This is a genomic window from Mesorhizobium sp. M1423 (assembly GCF_040317575.1).
Taxonomy (GTDB): domain Bacteria; phylum Pseudomonadota; class Alphaproteobacteria; order Rhizobiales; family Rhizobiaceae; genus Mesorhizobium.
Genome location: NZ_JAMYKU010000001.1, coordinates 269214 through 290302 on the forward strand (window position 1 = coordinate 269214; position 21089 = coordinate 290302).

At 64.3% G+C, this 21089-nt stretch carries 20 protein-coding genes; 17 read left to right on the forward strand and 3 right to left on the reverse strand.

What is annotated here, in order from left to right; translation table 11 throughout:
* The first annotated feature begins 12 nt into the window (after window positions 1-12).
* The 3 genes from NKG95_RS01375 to NKG95_RS01385 all read left to right on the forward strand — a co-directional run bounded on the left by NKG95_RS01375 (window position 13) and on the right by NKG95_RS01385 (window position 3498).
* Entirely contained in the window at window positions 13-1299 is a 1287-nt protein-coding gene (locus tag NKG95_RS01375; RefSeq protein WP_352480953.1) for a glutamate-5-semialdehyde dehydrogenase, read from the forward strand.
* 249 nt (window positions 1300-1548) lie between these two features.
* Window positions 1549-2136: a nicotinate-nucleotide adenylyltransferase gene (locus tag NKG95_RS01380; protein ID WP_031194203.1), complete on the forward strand. Its 588-nt coding sequence runs from the start codon at window positions 1549-1551 to the stop codon at window positions 2134-2136.
* A 72-nt stretch (window positions 2137-2208) separates the two neighbouring features.
* On the forward strand, window positions 2209-3498 hold the full coding sequence (locus NKG95_RS01385) for an MFS transporter (protein WP_353039749.1): 1290 nt from the start codon (window positions 2209-2211) through the stop codon (window positions 3496-3498).
* Between the two features lie 29 nt (window positions 3499-3527).
* Here the strand turns inward: NKG95_RS01385 and NKG95_RS01390 are convergent, their stop codons facing one another.
* Complete coding sequence (locus tag NKG95_RS01390) at window positions 3528-4385, reverse strand: mechanosensitive ion channel family protein (RefSeq protein ID WP_353039751.1); 858 nt, start codon at window positions 4383-4385, stop codon at window positions 3528-3530.
* Window positions 4386-4625: 240 nt separating this feature from the next.
* On the opposite strand from NKG95_RS01390, the gene rsfS reads away from it, so the two are divergent.
* The 8 genes from rsfS to NKG95_RS01430 all read left to right on the forward strand — a co-directional run bounded on the left by rsfS (window position 4626) and on the right by NKG95_RS01430 (window position 12895).
* Window positions 4626-5003, forward strand: coding sequence for a ribosome silencing factor (gene rsfS / locus NKG95_RS01395; protein WP_023678068.1), 378 nt, complete (start codon window positions 4626-4628; stop codon window positions 5001-5003).
* Between the two features lie 61 nt (window positions 5004-5064).
* Window positions 5065-5547, forward strand: coding sequence for a 23S rRNA (pseudouridine(1915)-N(3))-methyltransferase RlmH (gene rlmH, locus NKG95_RS01400; RefSeq protein WP_023719675.1), 483 nt, complete (start codon window positions 5065-5067; stop codon window positions 5545-5547).
* A gap of 151 nt (window positions 5548-5698) precedes the next feature.
* Window positions 5699-7042: a murein hydrolase activator EnvC family protein gene (locus NKG95_RS01405; protein WP_353039753.1), complete on the forward strand. Its 1344-nt coding sequence runs from the start codon at window positions 5699-5701 to the stop codon at window positions 7040-7042.
* Window positions 7043-8368 (forward strand): S41 family peptidase, encoded by a 1326-nt coding sequence (locus NKG95_RS01410; RefSeq protein ID WP_353039755.1) that lies wholly within the window; start codon window positions 7043-7045, stop codon window positions 8366-8368.
* A 198-nt stretch (window positions 8369-8566) separates the two neighbouring features.
* Window positions 8567-9778, forward strand: coding sequence for a divergent polysaccharide deacetylase family protein (locus NKG95_RS01415; RefSeq protein WP_353039757.1), 1212 nt, complete (start codon window positions 8567-8569; stop codon window positions 9776-9778).
* Between the two features lies 1 nt (window position 9779).
* Complete coding sequence (locus NKG95_RS01420) at window positions 9780-10301, forward strand: RNA pyrophosphohydrolase (RefSeq protein WP_352480951.1); 522 nt, start codon at window positions 9780-9782, stop codon at window positions 10299-10301.
* 29 nt (window positions 10302-10330) lie between these two features.
* Complete coding sequence (alr, locus tag NKG95_RS01425) at window positions 10331-11500, forward strand: alanine racemase (RefSeq protein ID WP_353039759.1); 1170 nt, start codon at window positions 10331-10333, stop codon at window positions 11498-11500.
* A gap of 138 nt (window positions 11501-11638) precedes the next feature.
* The gene (locus NKG95_RS01430) at window positions 11639-12895 is read left to right on the forward strand and encodes a D-amino acid dehydrogenase (RefSeq protein WP_353039760.1); all 1257 of its coding nucleotides are present in this window, start codon (window positions 11639-11641) and stop codon (window positions 12893-12895) included.
* A gap of 38 nt (window positions 12896-12933) precedes the next feature.
* On the opposite strand, the gene NKG95_RS01435 is transcribed toward NKG95_RS01430, so the two are convergent.
* The gene (locus NKG95_RS01435) at window positions 12934-13815 is read right to left on the reverse strand and encodes a LysR family transcriptional regulator (RefSeq protein ID WP_352480948.1); all 882 of its coding nucleotides are present in this window, start codon (window positions 13813-13815) and stop codon (window positions 12934-12936) included.
* A gap of 375 nt (window positions 13816-14190) precedes the next feature.
* Between NKG95_RS01435 and NKG95_RS01440 the strand changes: the two genes are divergently transcribed.
* The 3 genes from NKG95_RS01440 to NKG95_RS01450 all read left to right on the forward strand — a co-directional run bounded on the left by NKG95_RS01440 (window position 14191) and on the right by NKG95_RS01450 (window position 16914).
* Window positions 14191-15687 carry a CoA-acylating methylmalonate-semialdehyde dehydrogenase gene (locus NKG95_RS01440; RefSeq protein ID WP_023719667.1) on the forward strand — a complete coding sequence of 499 codons (1497 nt, stop codon included), beginning with the start codon at window positions 14191-14193 and terminating at the stop codon, window positions 15685-15687.
* 307 nt (window positions 15688-15994) lie between these two features.
* Window positions 15995-16294, forward strand: coding sequence for a hypothetical protein (locus tag NKG95_RS01445; RefSeq protein WP_023719666.1), 300 nt, complete (start codon window positions 15995-15997; stop codon window positions 16292-16294).
* Between the two features lie 305 nt (window positions 16295-16599).
* A complete protein-coding gene (locus tag NKG95_RS01450; protein WP_352480947.1) occupies window positions 16600-16914 on the forward strand; it encodes a hypothetical protein in 315 nt (104 codons plus the stop codon).
* 14 nt (window positions 16915-16928) lie between these two features.
* Here NKG95_RS01450 and NKG95_RS01455 read toward each other — a convergent pair whose 3' ends face one another.
* Window positions 16929-17582 (reverse strand): GntR family transcriptional regulator, encoded by a 654-nt coding sequence (locus NKG95_RS01455; RefSeq protein ID WP_353039762.1) that lies wholly within the window; start codon window positions 17580-17582, stop codon window positions 16929-16931.
* Window positions 17583-17685: 103 nt separating this feature from the next.
* Between NKG95_RS01455 and NKG95_RS01460 the strand changes: the two genes are divergently transcribed.
* The 3 genes from NKG95_RS01460 to NKG95_RS01470 are packed head-to-tail and all read left to right on the forward strand — an operon-like array spanning window position 17686 to window position 20908.
* A complete protein-coding gene (locus NKG95_RS01460; protein ID WP_353039764.1) occupies window positions 17686-18579 on the forward strand; it encodes a dihydrodipicolinate synthase family protein in 894 nt (297 codons plus the stop codon).
* A gap of 48 nt (window positions 18580-18627) precedes the next feature.
* On the forward strand, window positions 18628-19878 hold the full coding sequence (locus tag NKG95_RS01465) for an NAD(P)/FAD-dependent oxidoreductase (RefSeq protein ID WP_353039766.1): 1251 nt from the start codon (window positions 18628-18630) through the stop codon (window positions 19876-19878).
* A 28-nt stretch (window positions 19879-19906) separates the two neighbouring features.
* On the forward strand, window positions 19907-20908 hold the full coding sequence (locus tag NKG95_RS01470; protein ID WP_023719661.1) for a 4-hydroxyproline epimerase: 1002 nt from the start codon (window positions 19907-19909) through the stop codon (window positions 20906-20908).
* The last annotated feature ends 181 nt before the right edge of the window (window positions 20909-21089 follow it).

Below are 21089 nucleotides of genomic sequence, written 5' to 3' on the forward strand. Positions count from 1 at the left end.
GGAGGATGAGCCATGCTGACGCTGCATGAAAAATCCCGGGATGACACCGTCGCGCTGATGGCCGATATCGGCCGCCGCGCGCATGCCGCGGCCCGACCGCTGGCCATCGCAGCGGCCGAGCGCAAGCACAAGGCGCTGGTCGGCATGGCTCAGGCGATCCTTCGGCATGAGCAGGATATCCTCGACGCCAACGCAATCGACATCAGAAATGGCGAGGAGGCTGGCCTATCGGCAGCGTCGATGGATCGGCTGAAGCTCGATCCCGTCCGCATCCGCGCCATGGCAGACGGCATCAGCGAGATCGCCGAGTTGCGCGACCCAATCGGCGAAATCATTGCTGGATGGGACCGGCCGAACGGGTTGCACATCGAACGGGTGCGCACGCCGCTAGGCGTCATCGGCGTCATCTATGAGAGCCGGCCGAACGTGACCGCCGATGCCGGTGCGCTCTGCCTCAAGGCGGGCAATCCGGTGATCCTGCGCGGCGGCTCGGATTCAGCGAATTCTTCCGCCGCGATCCATGCCTGCCTGGTCGAGGGGCTGAAGGCAGCCGGGCTGCCGGAGGATGCCATACAATTGGTGCCGACCACCGATCGCGCCGCCGTCGGCGAAATGCTGAAAGGGCTTTCCGGCAATCTCGAGGTCATCATTCCGCGCGGCGGCCGCAGCCTGGTCGAGCGTGTGCAGAAGGAGGCGCGGGTGCCGGTCTTCGCCCATCTCGAGGGCATCTGCCATCTCTATATCGACCGATCGGCTGATCTCGACATGGCGGTCAAGATCGCGGTCAATGCCAAGATGCGGCGCACCGGGGTGTGCGGCGCTGCCGAGACGCTGCTGGTCGACCGTGCCGTCGCCGTCACGCACCTGGTGCCGATCCTCGAGGCCCTACGGGCGGCAGGATGCGAGATCCATGCCGATGCCGAGGTGCTGAGGCTTTATGCCGATGCCCAGCCCGCGACCGATGCAGACTGGGTGACCGAATATCTCGACGCGATCATCGCTGTGAAGCTGGTCGACGGCATTGGCGGCGCGATCGAGCATATCGAGACGTTCTCCTCGCATCACACCGAGGCGATCGTCGCCGAGGACGCCACAGCGGTCGACCGGTTCTTCAACGAGGTCGATTCGGCGATCCTTCTGCACAACGCCTCGACCCAGTTTGCCGATGGCGGCGAATTCGGCATGGGCGCCGAAATCGGCATCGCCACCGGCAAGATGCATGCCCGCGGACCGGTCGGCGTCGAGCAACTGACGTCGTTCAAATATCGTGTACGCGGGTCGGGACAGGTGAGGCCTTGAAGCTTTGTGTTCAAAGAACCTGAAGCCTTGCGCCCAGCCACCCCCCTCTGTCCTGCCGGACATCTCCCCCTCAAGGGGGGAGATCAGCTCTCGTTCGCGATTTCGCCAATTGCCGGGCGGGCAGAATTCAAGCTGTCATTGAAGCTGACAATCTCCCCCCTTGAGGGGGAGATGCCCGGCAGGGCAGAGGGGGGTGCCTGACGCATGCTTGCCTTGTCCGAACATGCCATATCCTCCCGTTACCTCAAGATGCCGCATGCCGGGAAAGGCGTGGCGGTCGGGCTGTTTGGCGGTTCGTTCAATCCGCCGCACGCCGGGCATGCGCTGGTCGCCGAGATCGCGCTCAGACGCCTTGCTCTCGACCAGCTGTGGTGGATGGTGACGCCCGGCAATCCGCTCAAGAACGCTGGTGAACTTGCGCCGCTGGCCGAGCGGCTGCAGCTGTCTGAAAAGATCGCCAAGAACCCGAAGATCAAGGTCACCGCCTTCGAGGCGGCCCACCACGTCCGCTTCACCGCCGACACGCTGGCGTTGGTCAAGGCGCGTAACCCCGGCGTCGATTTCGTCTGGATCATGGGGGCCGATTCGCTTCGCGACTTCCACCGCTGGCAGCGCTGGCGCCGTATCGTGATGACGTTCCCGATCGCGGTGGTCGACCGGCCAGGTGCGACGCTGTCGTTCCTGTCGTCCGTGGTCGCCAAGACTTTCGACTATGCCCGCGTCGACGAAGGCGACGCACCGCGGCTCGCCCGCATGAACGCGCCGGCCTGGACCTTCATCCACGGCCCGCGTTCGTCGCTGTCGTCGAGCGCGATCCGCAATGTGGCAAAGGGCTGAGCGGGCGGAAGGCAAGTCCAGCCATGTCGCATTTGCCGCTGCCTTGACCTGCTTGATGGGCGATCCTCGGTCATGACGATTCTCGAGCGCGACCAGGACAAGAACGGTCTAGGGCAGCCGGCGCCCTCGATCGCCATTGCCAGCATCCTCTTCTCGATGGCGCTGATCGCCGTCGGCAATGGGCTCATGTTCGCCTATATCCCAGTCCGGCTCGGCGCCGAGGGCTTCGATCCGACTTGGGCGGGGCTGATCGTCACCGGCCTTTCGGCTGGCGGCCTCGCTGGCTGCATCCTGACCGGGCCGCTGGTGCGGCGTGTCGGCCATGCCCGCGTGTTCATGGTACTGTCGGCGCTGATCGTGCTGTCCAACGCCGCGGTCGGCGCCGGGCCGCACCCATTGCCATGGATCGCTGCACGGGCGCTCTACGGCTTTGCCATATGCGGCCTGTTCATTGTCGCGCAGAGCTGGCTGAACGATGTCGTCGCAAACGCCATCCGCGGCCGGGTCATGGCTATCTTCTACGTTGCCTATGTCGCCGGACTCGGCGTCGGCTATTCGACGCTGGCGTTGATCGATATCCGCGCGGCCGATGCGCCGCTGATCGGCATTGCCTTCACCGCGCTGTCGATCCTTCCCGTCGGGCTGACGCGGCTCGCGCAGCCACCGGCGCCGCAAGCGGCGTCGGTGGCGCTCGGCCGCGCCTGGCGAATCTCGCCGGTCGGCGTTGCCGGCATGCTTGCCGTCGGCGGCCTGTCGATGACGATTTCGGGTTTTGCGCCAATCCATGCCACCGCCAGAGGCTACAGCCAGGCCGACGTCGCCTTGCTGCTTTCGGCAATGCCGGTCGGCACGCTGATCCTGCAGATTCCCCTCGGCTGGATTTCCGACCGCACCGACCGGCGCTTTGTGCTGATCGCGGCGTCGGCGCTTGCCGCCGCGGCGGGCCTGTTTGCACTGGGTTTCGACGGTGGCGCTCTGGCGACGCTGCTCGTCATCTACGTGGTCTGGGACGGCGCCTCGGAATCGATCTATTCGCTGGCCAGCGCCCATGCTGGCGACCGCGCCGGCAAGGACGACATGGTGGCGCTGTCGAGCTCGCTCTTGTTTGCCTGGTCGCTGTCCGGCTTCGTCGTGCCCGGCATTGTGACCGGGCTTTCCGCCATCTATGGCACGCAGGCCTTCATCTATGTGGCAATCGTCATTGCCGCCGCCTACTGCTTGTTCGTTCTCTGGCGCGTCGGCATGGTGCGGCCCGTGCCCGCCACCGAGACCGGCAGTTTCGCGCCGATGACGGCGCAGGCGCCGTTGCCTGTCGATCTCGCCTTCGCGCCCGAAGATCAGCGCGGGCGCGGAGAGCTTTGAGGGCCATCTGCGGGCTGGCTTCAAATGCTCTATTGCTGCGTGGCTGAGGCCTCCGGCTGCGGCGCTTGCGGCGCCGGCGCCGGAATTGAAAGGCCTTCGTCATCGAACGCCTGCTTGACACTCTTGGTGAGGTCGATCTGGGCGGCGAAGAAATCGGCAGCCGCCGTCCAGTAGCGCAAGGTGATGGCGACAGTGCTGTCCCCGACAGTCGCGACAAAGGCGATCGGCGCCGGCTGCCGCCTGACGCGCCGGTCGGCGGCGGCGACACCGAGCATGGTCTTTTGCGCGAAATCGATGTCGTTCCACGAGCCGATGCTGAGCGTGATGTCGCCGCGGCGCACACCATTGCGGGTGAAATTGCGGACCGGCTGGTTCCACAGGGTCGAGTTAGGTGCAAGCACGTATACACCTTCGACCGTCCTCAGCGTTGTTGCAAACAGCCCGATCTCCTCGACGGTACCGGATATGGCGCCGACCTCGACATATTCGCCGATGCGGAACGGCCGCAGCGCCAGCAGCATGATGCCAGCGGCAATGTTCTGCAGCGTGCCTTGCAGCGCCAGACCGATGGCCAGGCCGGCGGCACCGATGGCGGCAATGATCGAAGCCGTCTGCACGCCGAACTGGCCGAGAACCATGATCACGACAAGCCCGAGGATGGCGTAGCGGACGACCTGCGAGAAGAAATGGCGGAGCGTTTCGTCGAAGCCGTGAACGTGGCCGAGGCCGGCATAGATCGAACGCTCGGCGAGGCCGGCGACGATGTAGCCGATGACCAGCAGGATGACGGCGCCGACCGCCGAAAGTGAGTAGGAGACGATCAGCGTGCTGAGTTGCGCCAGGCCGGATTGCACGGTGAGGAGGGCGTTCTGAGGATCGATCGGCATGTCGGGATTCCGGTTCGTGGATGAGCCGATAACCGCTGCGGGGCGAGGCGGTTCCGAATTTCTGGCCCGGAAAAGCCGCATATTCGGCCGTTACCGGGCGTCTGCTTGCGAGCGGTGTCTTGAAACTGCAACCTAACTCTGCCTATCTAAGCAGTGTCACCTGATTTGAAAGGTGATTTGGTTGTTCTTGCTGCGAAAGGAAATACACTGAGAACAGCACTGCGGAAGAAGGCCGACATCGTGCCTTCGCCGGCCGGGATCAGCGTAAACGACGCCGTGTCCCGCGCCATCAAGACAGTCCTTGCCAGTCTGGAAGACTCCAAGGCCGAAAACATCGTCTCAATCGACATTCAGGGGAAATCGAGCCTCGGCGACTACATGGTCGTCGCGTCGGGCCGATCGCACCGTCATGTCTCGGCTGTCGCCGATCATCTCCTCAAGGCGCTCAAGGATGCCGGGCTCGGCACGGCGCGCGTCGAGGGGCTGGCTGGCGCCGACTGGGTCCTGATCGATTCGGGCGACATCATCGTCCATGTCTTCCGTCCCGAGGTCCGCGACTTCTACAATCTCGAAAAGATGTGGCAGGCGCCGGATCTTGAGGAAGAGACCCTCCACTGAGCCGTATTCGTCTTGATGCATGTCGTTGTGCGACACGCATCAGCGGCTCTCCGAGGCAGGGATGAAGATTACCGTTCATGCCGTGGGCCGAATGAAAGCCGGCCCCGAGAAGCAGTTGGCCGACCGCTATTTCGAGCGTTTCGCCAAGAGCGGCCCTGCCGTAGGCCTCGAATTCGCCGGGATCGCCGAGATTGCCGAAGGCCGCGCGCAGACGGCCAATGAGCGCCGGCGCGAGGAAGGCCAGAAGCTGCAGACGCACTTGCAACCGGGCACGGCGCTGATGCTGCTGGATGAGCGCGGCAAGAACCTTTCCTCCGAGGATTTCGCCGGCCGCATAAGCTTGCTGCGCGATGGCGGGCGCAAGGCGCTGGTGATCGCCATTGGCGGCGCCGACGGCCATGACCAGTCGCTGCGTGACTTGGCTGATCTGACGGTGTCGCTCGGCGCTCTGACCTGGCCGCATCAGCTGGTCCGCGTCATGCTGGGCGAGCAGCTTTACAGGGCGGCCACGATCCTTTCCGGCCACCCCTACCATCGTTCATGAAGCCGGTTCGATCAGCGAATTGACGCCAGCCGCCCGGATTTCTGCCCCAATGCTCATCGACAGTTTGGGCTCATAGGGGTTTGCGGATGGCGGCCGGGCTCGAACATGGTTGATGGTTCGTTAACGAAGCCGCGCATAGAGTTGGGCTTCAATGTCTGAAGACTGGAAATCACGAACGGGCTCCTGGCGCGTGCGCTACGGCATCGCAGCGGCGGTGATCGTGGTTTCGCTCGGGATCGCGCGGGCTGAGAACACGCTCGACCTGGCGCCGGACCCGGACCAGAGCCGCGCCGAATACGAAAAGGTATCGAAAGAGATCACGCTGTCGTCCGAGCGGCTGGCCAAGCTCGCCGCCGACATAGCGGCGGTCAAGAAGGACCATGCCTCGATCACCGCGGCACTGATCCAGTCGGCGATGACCGAGCAGAAGCTCGGCCAGGACATCGAGGACATTGGCGGCAAGCTGGAAGGGCTGAAGGCGCAGGAGCAGAAGATACGCGCCTCACTGGCCGCCAGACGTGACGTTCTGGCCGAAGTGCTCGGCGCGCTGCAGCGCATTGGGCTCAATCCGCCGCCGGCGATCCTGGTCAAGCCGGAGGACGCATTGTCGTCGGTGCGCAGCGCCATCCTGCTCGGTGCCGTGGTGCCGGAACTGCGCCAGCAGACCGACATGTTGCTGGCCGATCTCAAAGAGCAGTCGCGGGTGACGGCCTCGATCGAGGCCGAGCGGGCGCGGCTGACGGCAGCGGTCGGCGAGCAGGCGGCGGAAAAAAAGCGGCTCGGCATGCTGCTCGAAGCCAAGCAGAAGCTCGCCGCCGATACGCAAACCGCGCTGGCCGCCGAAAAGCAACGGTCCGCGACGCTGGCGGCCAAGGCCGGCAGCCTGAAAGAGCTGATCGCATCGCTCGAGGCCGACAGGGCCCGCAAGGCGGCGGATGCGGCCAAGGCAGCCGAGCAAAAGACGGTGGACGCCGACAAGGGCCCGGCATCGGCCCCGGCGCCAACGGAACTGGCCTCGCTGCCGGTGCCGGAGAGCAACAGGCTCACCGCTGCTGCGCCGTTTTCCGCGCTTCAAGGGCAGATCGCGCTGCCGGTCACCGGCAGGATCAAGCGGCGCTTCGGGGCCAACGACGGTAACGGCGCGGTGATGCTCGGTGACATGGTTGCGACACAATCGGGAGCCATCGTCACAGCGCCGGCGGATGGAAACGTGCTTTATGCGGGGCCTTTCCGCTCTTACGGTCAACTCTTGATCCTGAATGCGGGTGACGGCTATCATGTCGTCCTAGCGGGGATGAGCAGAATCAGCGTCGCGTCTGGCCAGTCGGTGCTCGCAGGTGAGCCGGTCGGCGCGATGGGAGAGGCCCGGGTGGCGAGCACCTCGGCATCGAAGAATGGAAATGCCACGCCGGAGCTCTATGTCGAGTTCCGCAAGGATGGAAAACCCGTCGATCCGGCCCCATGGTGGGCGGACCGTTTTTCTGGAAGGACGTGAATGATGCGGAAACTGTCGCTTCTGTTTGCCGGTGCGCTGATGGGTGCATCGGCGATGAGCCTGGTCTATGGCGCGCCCGGCTCGACGGCGAAGGCTGCGGGCTCCGAAACCTATAAGCAACTGGCGATCTTCGGCGATATCTTCGAGCGGGTGCGGGCGAATTATGTGACGCCGCCCGACGACAAATCGCTGGTCGAAAATGCCATTAACGGCATGCTGTCCTCGCTCGACCCGCACTCCTCCTACATGAATGCCGAAGAAGCGCAGGACATGCGCGTGCAGACCAAGGGCGAGTTCGGCGGCCTCGGCATCGAGGTCACCATGGAGAACGACTTGGTCAAGGTGATCACGCCGATCGACGATACGCCGGCCGCCAAGGCTGGCGTGCTCGCCGGCGACTATATCGCCAAGATCGACGGCGAGGAGGTTCGCGGCCTGACCCTCAACGACGCCGTCGAGAAGATGCGCGGGCTGGTCAACACACCGATCAAGCTCACCATCCTGCGCCAGGGCGCCGACAAGCCGATCGAACTGACGGTCGTGCGCGACATCATCAAGGTAAAGGCGGTGAAGTTCCGGGTCGAAAACGACATCGGCTACATGAAGATCACCTCCTTTACCGAAAAGACCTATGACGACCTCGAGAATGCCATCGACACCATCAAGAAGCAGGTGCCGAACGACAAGCTCAAGGGTTACGTGCTCGACCTGCGCCTCAATCCGGGCGGTTTGCTCGACCAGGCGGTGAGTGTGTCGGATGCCTTCCTCGACCGTGGCGAGATCGTCTCGACGCGCGGCCGCGATCCGAAGGACGTCACCCGCTTCGACGCGCGGGCCGGCGACGACATCGGCGGCAAGCCGCTGATCGTGCTCGTCAATGGCGGCTCGGCCAGTGCCTCGGAAATCGTTGCCGGCGCGCTGCAGGATCTGCGCCGCGCCACGGTGGTCGGCACGCAGTCCTTCGGCAAGGGTTCGGTGCAGACCATCATTCCGCTTGGCGAGAACGGGGCGCTGCGGTTGACGACGGCGCTCTATTACACACCGTCCGGCAAGTCGATCCAGGGCAAGGGCATCACGCCCGATATCAAGGTTGACCAGCCGCTGCCGGCGGAACTGCAGGGCAGGGACCTGACGCGCGGCGAATCCGACCTCAAGGGCCATATCAAGGGCGCCGACGAAGGCACGACCGGTTCGGGCTCGGCAGCCTATGTGCCGCCGGAACCGAAGAACGATTTGCAGCTCATCTATGCCGAGCAGCTGCTGCGCGGCCAGAAGACCGATCCGGCGTTCCCACCGAATCCGCAGAAGGCCGTGTTGAACCAATAAGGGCAGGCAACCCGGGCCAAACAGGTCTGGCTGCCTGAGCGAAGCGATGCGATGCTGCCGGGGCCGCGAGGCTCCGGCAGTTTGATTCGGGGCCGCGGCCGGCATGCTGCGCGTCCAGTGAAGCGAGGGGACGCGCCGACATTTTGGATTTGCGCCTCCGGAGGTTTCACTTCGGAGATGCGCGCCGGAGGTGCGGGCTTGGCTGATATCGGCAAGAACATAGAACGACCTCTCGGACAGGCGATCCGGGCGCCGCGCCCAGGCAGCAGGATCAGCGCCGGCGCAGTCGCGGCCGCGCTCGTCGTGCTGGCCGTGGTCGGCGTTTCCGGCGCGATCGCCTTGCGCGACAAGCCGTTCCGCAAGCCGCAAGAAGTCGCCGTTTCGACGCCGAAGATGCCGGCAGCGGCGGATCCCGCCGCGGCGCCGGCCAAGGCGACGCCCGCAACGGAAGCGCCAAGCAACGCAAGCGAACAGAAGACGGGCGAACAAACGACAAGCGGGAAGATGGGCGGTCCGCAGATCATCCATGTCCAGACCGAAGAGGGCGACGGTCCGCCCAAGGCGGCCATTGTCATCCGCGACCCTTCGACGATCGGCCAGAACCTCAGGATCGCGCACATTCCCGACAAGGCGCTGATCGAGGCCAGCGAGACCGGTCCGCTGCCGATCCGCGCCGCCGACGGCCGGCGCCCGTTCGATGTCTATGCGCGGCCGTGGTCCGGCGCACGCGGTGCACGCGTGGCGCTCGTCATCGGCGGGCTTGCCGTGTCGCAGACCGGCACGCAGGCAGCCATCGCCAAGCTGCCGGCGGAAGTGACGCTGGCCTTCGCGCCGCAAGGCAACAGCATCGGCCGCTGGATGCAGGTGGCGCGGCAAGGCGGCCATGAGATCATCATGCAGGTGCCGCTCGAGCCGTTCGACTATCCGAACGTCAACCCCGGCCGTAACACGCTGACCGTGGCAGCGGCGCCGGACGAGAATTTGAAGAATTTACGCTGGGCGCTGTCGCGAACGACCAACTACACCGGCGTCATGAACTATATGGGCGCCCGCTTTTCGGCCGACGCGACGGCGATGGGGCCGTTGATGGCCGAGCTTGGCAAGCGTGGTCTGGCCTATGTCGACGACGGTTCGTCGGCGCGCAGCCTGGCATCCGAATTGGCGCTGAAGGACGGCGTGCCGTTCGTCGGCGGCGATACGGCGATCGACGCGGTGCAGGACCGCGGCGCCATATTGAAGAAACTGGATGGGCTGGAAGCGATGGCACGGGCGAAAGGCTTTGCCGTCGGCATCGGCTCGGCCTTCGACCTGACAGTCGATACCGTGTCGTCCTGGGTGACCGAGGCCAAGAAGCGCGGCATCGAGATCGTGCCGATTTCGGCGGTGGCCATAGATCCGGAAAAAGGCTGACATGGCAAAGAACAAGCTCGTTGACGCCGAGACACTGCCCTACCGGCCCTGCGTAGGGGTGATGGTCCTCAATGGCGATGGCATGGTCTGGGTCGGCCATCGCATTGCCGAGCCGGACAGCGAATTCGCTGGAACCACGCAGCTCTGGCAGATGCCACAGGGCGGCATAGACGATGGCGAGGAGCCGCTGCCCGCGGCGGAGCGCGAGCTTTACGAAGAGACCGGCATGCGCTCGGTGTCGCTGCTGGCCGAGGCGCCGCACTGGATCAAATACGACCTGCCGGCCCATCTGGTCGGCGTCGCCTTCAAGGGACGATATCGCGGCCAAACGCAGAAATGGTTTGCCTTCCGCTTCCACGGTGACGAAAGCGAGATCGAAATCAATCCGCCGCCGGGTGGCCACAAGGCCGAGTTCGACCGGTGGGCGTGGCGGCCGATGCTGGAACTGCCCGGTCTGATCGTGCCGTTCAAGCGCAAGGTCTACGAAGACGTGGTGGCAGCGTTCCGGCACCTGGTGGCGTAGCCGCCGGCCTTCCGCTAAAACAGGTCGGCATGACCGACATCTCCAGCAAATCCCTTCCGCAGACCGTCTCTCTACCGCAGGCCGGCGCCCCGAGTGAGCCGATCAGCGAAGCGGCGGCGGGGGCGATCCTGACCGTCGATCTTGGCGCCGTCCGTGAGAATTACCGGCGGCTGAAGGCGCGTCTGGGCGGCGTCAGCTGTGCCGGAGTGGTCAAGGCCGACGGTTACGGGATTGGCGCGGCGCCGGTGGCGGCGGCGCTGATGGCTGAAGGCTGTGATATTTTCTTCGTCGCGCATTTGGCCGGCGGCGTCTTGCTGCGCAAGGCGCTCGGCTCAGACCCGGCCATCTACGTGCTGAACGGCATTCCGCCAGGTGCGGAACGGGAAGCGGTTGCGGCGGGGCTTTGCACTGTCGTCAACAGCGCCAGCCAACTTGCGGCATGGCGCGAGATGGCCGGGCGGGTGGGCCATAAATTGCCTGCCGCCGTCCAGGTCGACAGCGGCATGTCGCGGCTCGGCATGGCGCCCGAGGAGGTGAAAGCCATCGCGCAGGATCCGCAGGCTTTCGATGGTGTCGAACTGACCTTCGTGATGAGCCATCTCGCCTGCGCCGACGAACCCGAGCAACCGGCCAACGAGCAGCAACGGCTGGAATTCGAACGGCTGCGCCGGATGCTGCCGGGAGCGCCGGCGTCGCTTGCCAATTCATCAGGCATTTTTCTCGGGCAGCGCTATCACTACGACCTCGTTCGTCCGGGTGCCGCTCTCTATGGCATCAATCCGACGCCGGCGAAGGACAACCCGATGCTGCCGGTGGTGCGATTGCAAGCCAGGGTCATCCAGACGCGGATGCTGGAGGCCGGCGCCGGTGTCGGCTACGGCCACACTTTCCACACCAAGGCCCCGCTTGCCGCGGCGACGATTTCGCTCGGCTACGGCGATGGCTGGCATCGACGCGCCGCTTCCGCTGCCTGGTTCGAAAGTGTGCGGCTGCCCTTCATCGGCCGGGTTTCGATGGATTCGATCATCCTTGACATTTCCGCATTGCCGCCCGGCAAGCTGAAGGCCGGCGACCTCGTCGAACTGATCGGGCCGTCGTCGCAGACCGTGGACCAGGTAGCCGGCCAGGCCGGCACCATCGGCTATGAGGTCTTGACCAGCCTCGGCCACCGCTTCCACCGGCGCTATGTGAATGGCTAGGACGCAAGCTTGTTGTCCTCACGCATGTCGTTTCCCTCAGCATCGGCACTTGGCGGACGCCGCAGAATCCGGCAGACAGAAGGCGGCGATGATCCCGGACCCGACCCCTGACGAGACGCCGTTGCGGAGAACTAAGCGATGAAGATCTTCGTGCTGGGCGGCGGTGTGATCGGGGTCACCACCGCCTATTTTCTTGCCGAGGCCGGCCATCAGGTGACGGTGATCGACCGCCAGAAAGGCCCGGCGCTGGAAACCAGCTTTGCCAATGCCGGCGAGATCTCGCCCGGCTATGCCTCGCCCTGGGCCGGGCCTGGCGTTCCGCTGAAGGCTATCAAATGGCTGTTAATGAAGCACGGTCCACTGGTGGTGCGGCCGGCGCTCGATCCGCATATGTGGATATGGCTGGTCAAGATGCTGCGCAATTGCACGGCTGAACGCTACGCGCTGAACAAGGCGCGCATGGTGCCGCTGGCCGAATACAGCCGCGACACGCTGAAGGCGCTGCGCGAGGCGACCGGCATCGCCTATGACGAGCGCGCCAAGGGTACGCTGCAGCTTTTCCGAACGCAAAAGCAGCTCGATGGCGTCGGCGGCGACGTCGAGGTGCTGAAGACCTATGGCGTCCCTTATGAGGTCCTCGACCCCGACGGCTGCATTGCTGCCGAGCCCGCGCTGGCTGGCGTGCGCGAGAAATTCGTCGGTGGCCTGCGGTTGCCCGGCGACGAAACCGGCGACTGCAAGATGTTCACCGACAGGCTTGCGGAGCTTTGCGCGGCACGCGGCGTCACCTTCGAATACGACACGGAGATACGGCGCGTCGTCAAGAAGCGCGATCGCATCACCAACATCAGCACCAGCAGGGGTTGGATGGTCGCTGACGCCTATGTAATGGCGATGGGCAGCTATTCGGCGCGGTTCATGCGCATGCTGAAGCGGCCCATCCCGGTCTACCCGGTCAAGGGCTATTCGATCACCCTGCCGATCAAGGACGCCGCCGCCGCGCCGGTGTCGACGGTGATGGACGAGAGCTACAAGGTGGCGATCACCCGCCTCGGCGACCGTATCCGGGTCGGCGGCACGGCGGAAATCTCCGGCTTCGACATGCGGCTGCACGAATCGCGGCGCCGCACGCTCGAACATTCGGTCGGCGACCTTTTCGCGGGCGGCGGCGACATGCGGTCGGCCACCTTCTGGTGCGGGCTGCGGCCGATGACGCCGGACGGGCCGCCGCTGATCGGGCGCACCGATTTCTCCAATCTCTATCTCAATACCGGCCACGGCACGCTCGGCTGGACCATGGCCTGCGGCTCGGCCAAGGTTCTGGCCGACATCATCTCCAGCCGGGTGCCAGACATCGACGTCGGCGATCTCGGGCCGGGACGATATGCCAAGTAAGACCCCCAGCAGCTAAGACAGCCAGCGGCCGATAGATCTCACGCGAACAATCCCCGATCCCGTTCGACGGCCTTGGTGATGAAGCTCGCGACGATCTGAACGCGGCGCAGCGGCCTGACCGATTCATGATAGACCAGCCAGTAGGCGCGGCGGATGGGTGCGACGATATCGAGAGGCACCAACTCCGGCATCGAGTGGGCAACGAAGGTGTGCAGTATGCCGATGCCGGCGCCGGAACGCACCGCTTCGGCCTGGCCGAGCGCTGAGGAAATGGCGAAGCTGGTGCGCCAGTCGGCGCTGAATTCGGCCGCGTAGTCGAGCGAGGGACTGACGATCAGGTCCGGCACGTAGCCGATCAGCGTGTGCTGGCCCAGCTCGGCGGCGCTTCCGGGCAGGCCATGCGTGTCGGCGTAGGCCCGCGACGCGAACAGGCCGAGCGTGTAGTCGACCAGCTTTCCCGCCACCAGCCGGCCTTCCGTCGGCCGTTCGACGGTGATGGCAATGTCGGCCTCGCGGCGGGATAACGAGAAGGAGCGCGGTACCGGCACCAGCTGGATGGTGAGTTCACGGTGCAGAGCGGTCAGCGCGCCGAGGCGCCTGGCCAGGAAGGCGACGCCAAAACCGTCCGGCGCGCCGATGCGCACGGTGCCCGAGACGTCGTCGCCTTCGCCTGAAACGGTCGAGCGCGCGGCGATCATGTCGCCCTCCATGCGTTCGGCGATTTCGAGGAAACGTTCGCCTGCCGGCGTCAGCTCGCTGCCGGTGGTAAGCCGGCGAAACAGTTTTGTCCTGAATGCATCCTCGAGGGCGGCAATGCGGCGCGAGACGGTCGCGTGATTGAGCTCCAACCGCCTGGCGGCGCCGAGGATCTGGCCGGCGCGCGCCACGGCAAGGAAGATGCGAACGTCATCCCAGTTCATGGGGATGGTCCGTTTCGATAGAGAGCGCCGTGTTCCCGCCCACCCCCCTCTGGCCTGCCGGCCATCTCCCCCGCAAGGGGGGAGATCGGATGTCCGGTCGGCTTTCGCCAATCTCCAACGTCGCAAAAAGGGCGGTAAGGCCGAAGTCGCCAATCTCCCCCCTTGCGGGGGAGATGTCCGGCAGGACAAAGGGGGGTGTGAAGAAACTCAACTCAGCAATCCAAGCGATAGGAGTACACTCCCTACCATTTGCGCCATTTGATGCACAATCGCGCGCCGCTATCTATTTTCTGCACAACGGTTGCGTTTTCACTCGCGTTGCCATCGCTCCCGCAAAGGCGGACAATGCCTCATCACGAACCAGGGAGAGAGACCATGATCGAATACGGTCATTTCATCGGCGGCAAGCGTGTCGCCGGAACCAGCGGCCGCAAGCAGGACGTCATGCAGCCGATGGACGGCACGGTGCGTGGCACGGTGGCGTTGGCTTCGCAGGCGGAATTGCGCGCAGCGGTCGAAAACGCCAAGGCGGCACAGCCCGGCTGGGCGGCAACCAACCCGCAGCGGCGCGTGCGCGTCTTGATGCGGTTCCTCGAGCTGGTCGCCAAGGAGTATGATGCGCTGGCCGAGATATTGGCGCGCGAACACGGCAAGACCGTCGCCGACGCCAAGGGCGACATCCAGCGTGGCCTCGAAGTGGTCGAGGTCTGCATCGGTGCGCCGCATATGATGAAGGGCGAGTTCACCGATGGCGCCGGCCCCGGCATCGACGTCTATTCGATGCGCCAGCCGCTCGGCGTCGTCGCCGGCATCACGCCGTTCAATTTTCCAGCGATGATCCCGTTGTGGAAGATCGCGCCGGCCATCGCCTGCGGCAATGCCTACATCCTCAAGCCGTCGGAGCGCGATCCGGGCGTGCCGATGCGGATTGCCGAACTGTTCATCGAGGCCGGCCTGCCGGCGGGCATCCTCAATGTCGTCAACGGCGACAAGGAAGTGGTCGACGCCATCCTCGACGATCCCGACATTAAGGCTATCGGTTTCGTCGGCTCGACACCGATCGCCCAGTACATCTATTCGCGCGGCTGCGCGGCCGGCAAGCGCGTGCAGTGCTTCGGCGGCGCCAAGAACCACATGATCATCATGCCCGATGCCGACATGGACCAGACCGTCGACGCGCTGATCGGCGCCGGCTACGGCTCGGCCGGCGAGCGCTGCATGGCGATCTCGGTGGCCGTCCCGGTCGGCAACGACACCGCCAACCGGCTAATGGAAAAACTGGTGCCGCGCGTCGAGAGCCTGAAGGTCGGTCCGTCGACGGATTCTTCCGCCGATTTCGGCCCTCTGGTCACGGCGCAGGCGCTGGAGCGGGTCAAATCCTATGTCGACACCGGCGTCAAGGAAGGCGCCAAGCTGGTGGTCGATGGCCGCGGCTTTTCCATGCAGGGCTACGAGAACGGCTACTATATGGGCGGCTGCCTGTTCGACAACGTGACTGCCGACATGCGCATTTACAAGGAAGAGATCTTTGGGCCGGTGCTGTCGGTGGTGCGCGCGCCGACTTACGAAAACGCCATCAAGCTTGCCAACGAGCACGAGATGGGCAATGGCGTCGCCATCTTCACCCGCGACGGCGATGCGGCGCGGGACTTCGCCTCACGAGTCCAGGTCGGCATGGTCGGCATCAACGTGCCGATCCCGGTGCCGATCGCCTACTATACGTTTGGCGGCTGGAAGGCGTCCTCGTTCGGCGACCTCAACCAGCACGGGCCGGACGCGTTCCGCTTCTACACCAAGACCAAGACTGTGACGTCGCGCTGGCCGTCCGGCGTGAAGGACGGCGCCGAGTTCGTCATCCCGACGATGAATTAGCCGGACGGTTTCCTGTCTGCGCGTCCTCGCTTCGGCTGCGGGCGCGCGGGCCGGTGTGAAGGACGGCGCCGAGTTCGTCATCCCGACGGTGAACTGATCCAAATCGCAGAAAGCAAGAAAAGGCCCGGGCTTGGAGCCCGGGCCTTTTTTGTCGCCGTCTTCATCGGCATGAACACGAATGTGATGGAACCAAGAAGGCAGCAATCCTCTTAGGTTGCAGTCCTGCCGCGAAGGAGGAGCTGGCAGATCAACCAACGGCGCTGGTGACGGCTCCGGGGGATATCGTCGGGCGCAAAGGAGATGTCAGATGACACGTCTCATGGCGATCATAGCTTGCGCGGCAACGGCGGCGCTTTCCGCCATCCCGGCAATGGCTGCCGAGCAATGCGCGGCACGCGCCGATATGGTCAAGGCGCTCGGCGAGAAGTTTCATGAAAACCCGAGCGCGGTTGGCGTCGTCAATCCGAATGTGGTGCTTGAAGTCTTCGTTTCCGACAAGGGCACCTGGACCATCCTCGCCAGCGATACAAAAGGTCAAAGCTGCGTGATTTCAGTCGGCGAAGGCTGGGAGAGCGCGATGACGATAGCGGCGCTGCCCGGTACCTGAAGTAGGCCTTTCCTATTCACCTGGCCGCAGCCTCGGCACGACAGCCGGGCTGCGGCCCTGTTCTCGGCGACCTTGAAACGGATCTCCCCGCGCCCACTTGAGGCGCGCACGGCTTGCTATTTTTCGTTAGCGATACCATATATGGAACATAGCGAGAACATCCAGAATCGTTCCCGCTGGCGGCAGACCGGAACACGGAAAGGAGCGACGCGATGATGACGTCGGAACCGGCCTGGATCGCTCCGGCAAAATGAGGCCGTCAATCACCTCCCTTTGCCGGATCGTGATGGCAAAGGAGGTGCCCTATGGCACGCAAATCGCTGTTAGGATGGGTGAAGACCGTAGCTTTTGCTGGCTTATTCGCGGTGGGTACGAATGCCGCAAGCGCCCAATATCAATACTGCGTTGAACATGGCGACCTCGTCGCCCACCTGGCCGAGAATTTCCAGGAAAGACAGTTTGCTCTCGGACTGATCGGTCAGGAGGCGGTCATGGAAGTTTTTGTCGCCGATAGCGGAAGCTGGACGGTCATCGTGACCGACGTCGCCGGCAGAAGCTGCATTGTCGCAGCCGGCGAAAATTGGGAAAGCGTGGAGGCCCTGCCCGGCCAAAACTCATGAGGGAGCGGGCGGCGTCAGCGCGTAGCAGCTGCCTCAGCGTGGCCGCGCAGCAACGCCATCAGGCGTTTGGCATCCTTGGCCGCGGCCTCTTCGTCGCCGGCGAGGATCGAGCGGATCAATGCGACATGGTGCTCGGCCGATTCGGCCAGGCCGGTGTCGGCCTTGTAGCGGAACCAGAAGCGGCGGCTGTGGGTTTGCAAGGGCGCCGCCAGGCGCGCCGCGAACGGGTTGTCTGCAGCCAGCGCCAGCGCCTCATCAAGCGCCTTGTCGGCTTGGATGAAGCAAAGAACATTTTCCGAAATCACGGCCTTTTGCATGGCCAGCGCTGCGTCATGAAACAGGTCGGCGGCCTCGCGGGTGACGAAGCGCGCGGCCGAGCGGGCAAGCAAGACCTCGACGCCGCGGCGGGCGTCGAGGACGCGCAGCCAGTCGCCAGGGTGAAGCGGGGCAATGGCAATGCCGGCACGCGGCCGGACCTCGAGCAGCCCCTCCCAGGCCAGCCGCTGGATCGCTTCGCGCACCGGGGTGCGGCCAAGGCCGAGCCTGTCGATCAGCGCCCCCTCGGTGATGAAGCTCGCGGGCGCCAGTTCGAGCGTTACGATCATATGCTCGAGCCTGCGGTAGGCCTTCGCAGTCGCCGGCTCGGAGCCTGGGTTGTCATATACCAATGCGGCGTCTCCTGATATATTTTTGATATATCATATCAGATTCAACGTTGACAGCCGGCTTCTTAAGAAATATACGACTGATATATCAGACGGAGCAACCGACATGTGGGCCGGAGTTTTCCCCGCCGTTACGACCAAATTCACCGAGGATGATCGCCTCGACCATGCCGAGATGGAGCGCTGCTTTGCGCTGCAGATGGAGGCCGGCTGCGACGGCATCATCGTCTGTGGCTCGCTTGGCGAAGGACCGATGCTGTCGCATGACGAAAAGATCGAGGTGCTGAAGACCGCGCAGAAGATCGCCGGCAACAAACCGGTGCTGTTGACGGTCAACGAAGCCGGCACACGCGAGGCGGCGACGATCGCGCGCCGCGCCGCAAAAGAAGGCGCCAACGGTTTGATGGTGGTGCCGAGCCCGATCTACCATACCGATGCCGAGGAGACAGTCGCGGCACTCAGCGCCGTCGCCGCGGCCGGCGACCTGCCGGTGATGATCTACTCCAACCGGCTTGCCTACCGCGTCGACGTCACCGTCGACCAGATGGAGGAACTGGCGAAGGACCAGCGCTTCGTCGCCATCAAGGAGTCCTCCGACGATATCCGCCGCTCGACCGAGATCATCAACCGCCTCGGCGACCGCTACGATTTGTTCACCGGCGTCGACAATCTCGCCTTCGAGGCGCTGTCGGTCGGCGCTATCGGCTGGGTGGCGGGCCTGGTCACCGCGTTCCCGCGCGAGACGGTCGCTATCTACCAGCTGATGAGACAGGGCCGCCGTGAGGAGGCGCTGAAGATCTACCGCTGGTTCCGGCCGCTGCTCGATCTCGACGTATCGACCTATCTGGTGCAGAACATCAAGCTCGCGGAAGTCTTCGCCATCGATACCAATGACCGGGTGCGCATGCCGCGCCAGCCATTGTCGGGCGAGCGCCGCAAGGCTGTCGAAAAGATCGTCAGGGATGCGCTGGCGGTGCGGCCAGAGCTGCCGACATTCTGATCCAGTCACTTTGAGGCTATTTGCAGATGTGCAGCGCGGCGCATGGCAATGAATGATGATGCTACGCTCGATGTTGCCATCATTGGTGGCGGCATCATCGGCATCTGCGCCGCCGCCTTTCTGGCCGAGGCGGGACGAAACGTCACGATCTTCGATCGGACGGGGATCTGCGAGGAAACCAGCTCCGGCAATGCCGCTGCCTTTGCCTTCTCCGATGTGCTGCCGCTCGCCCACAAGGGCATGATCAGGCAGCTGCCGAAATGGCTCGCCGACCCGCTCGGCCCGCTCAGCATTCCGCCCGCCTATTTGCCGAAGCTGTTGCCTTGGCTGGTCCGCTTCTGGCGGGCCGGCCGAAGCGACCGCTATGAAGCCGGCCTTGCCGCGCAGGCCGGGATGATGAAGCTCGCCGAGGCGGAATGGATGGGCTTGCTCGACCGTTCCGGCACACGGCCGATGCTGCACGAGGACGGCTCGCTCGAACTCTACGAAAGCGAGGCCGAGTTCAAGGCGTCGCTGCCCGGCTGGGCGGCAAGGCAGCGCTTCGGCATCGGCTTCAACCATGTCGAAGGCAGCGCTCTCGCCGCCTTGCAGCCCGGCCTGTCGCCGCGCTTCGCCAGGGGCACGTTCGTGCCGGGGTGGAAGACCGTCGCCGACCCCAAGCTGCTTGGAAAGGCCTTATGGGCCTATGCCGAGAGGTTGGGCGCGGGGTTCGAAAAGGCCCGGATCGAGCGTATCGAGGCGGGACAGGGCGACGCGATCCTGACCATGGCCGACGGTACGACGCGTCGGGCAAAGCATGTCGTCATCGCTGCCGGGGCCTGGTCGCATCTGCTGGCGAGACATCTCGGCGACGGCATCCCGCTGGAGACCGAGCGTGGCTACAACACGACCCTGCCGAAGACTGCGTTCGACGTAAAGCGGCAATTGATCTTCTCCGGGCATGGCTTTGTCATCACGCCGCTCGAGACCGGCCTGCGCGTCGGTGGCGCGGTCGAGCTCGGCGGCCTCGAAAGGCCGCCCAATTATGCGCGCTCGAAAGCACTGCTCGAAAAAGCGCAAAAATTCCTGCCAGGGCTGGATCCGGCCAATGGCCGCGAATGGATGGGATTCCGGCCATCGCTGCCGGATTCGTTGCCGGTGATCGGGCGGTCGCAAAAAACGCCGTCGGTGGTGTATGGCTTCGGCCATGGTCATCTCGGCCTGACCCAGGCCGCGGCGACCGGACGCTTGATCCGCGAACTCGTTCTCGGGCAGAGTCCATCGCTCGATCTCGGTCCGTTCAGCCCGCAACGGTTTTGAGATCGAAGACATTCAGTTGGGAGCCGGCATGGCCAAGAATTCCTTCTTCTGCATAGACGGCCACACCTGCGGCAATCCGGTGCGGCTGGTCGCCGGCGGCGGACCGCTGCTCAACGGCTCGACGATGATGGAGCGGCGAGCGCATTTCCTGGCCGAATATGACTGGATCCGCACCGGTCTGATGTTCGAGCCGCGCGGCCATGACGTGATGTCCGGCTCGATCCTCTATCCGCCGACGCGCGAGGATTGCGACATCGCCATCCTGTTCATCGAAACCTCCGGCTGTCTGCCGATGTGCGGCCACGGCACAATCGGCACTGTGACCTTTGCCGTCGAACATGGGCTGATCAAGCCGAAGACGCCGGGCGTGCTCAGGCTGGATACGCCGGCGGGCCTGGTCGTCGCCGAGTACAAGCAGGTCGGCGACTATGTCGAGGAGGTGCGCATCACCAATGTGCCGTCCTTCCTCTATGCCGAGGGACTGACGGTCGAATGCCCCGGGCTCGGCGAGATCAGCGTCGATGTCGCCTATGGCGGCAATTTCTACGCCATCGTCGAACCGCAAACGAACTATCGCGACATGGCCGACCATTCGGCGGGCGAGCTGATCGCCTGGAGCCCGGTGGTGCGGCAGCGGCTCAACGAGAAATATTCCTTCGTCCACCCGGAGAATCCCGGCATCGACAAGCTGTCGCACATATTGTGGACCGGTGCGCCGACCAACCCGCAAGCCGATGCCCGCAACGCCGTCTTCTACGGCGACAAGGCGATCGACCGCTCGCCCTGCGGCACCGGCACCTCGGCGCGGATGGCGCAGCTTCACGCCAAGGGCAAGCTTGGGGTTGGCGACGACTTCGTCCATGAATCGATCATCGGCTCGCTGTTCAAGGGCAGGGTGGAAAAAGAGGTCACCGTCGCCGGCAAGCCGGCGATCATTCCGTCGATCGGCGGCTGGGCACGGATGACCGGATTGAACACGATCTTCATCGACGACCGCGACCCGTTCGCGCACGGCTTCGTCGTCAAATAGAAAAAACGCTGACGCAGGGGAAGAAAGAGAGCGTAAACGGATTGCGATCAACGACGCAACGATCCCGCTCATCAACTTATTTTGACGGCGATTTCTTCGAAACGAGGCGCATGGTGCGGTTGAATCGTCAAAGACATTGCGTTAGGCCAATGGTAGGGTCCGCGATGGTCCAGGGGCCGGA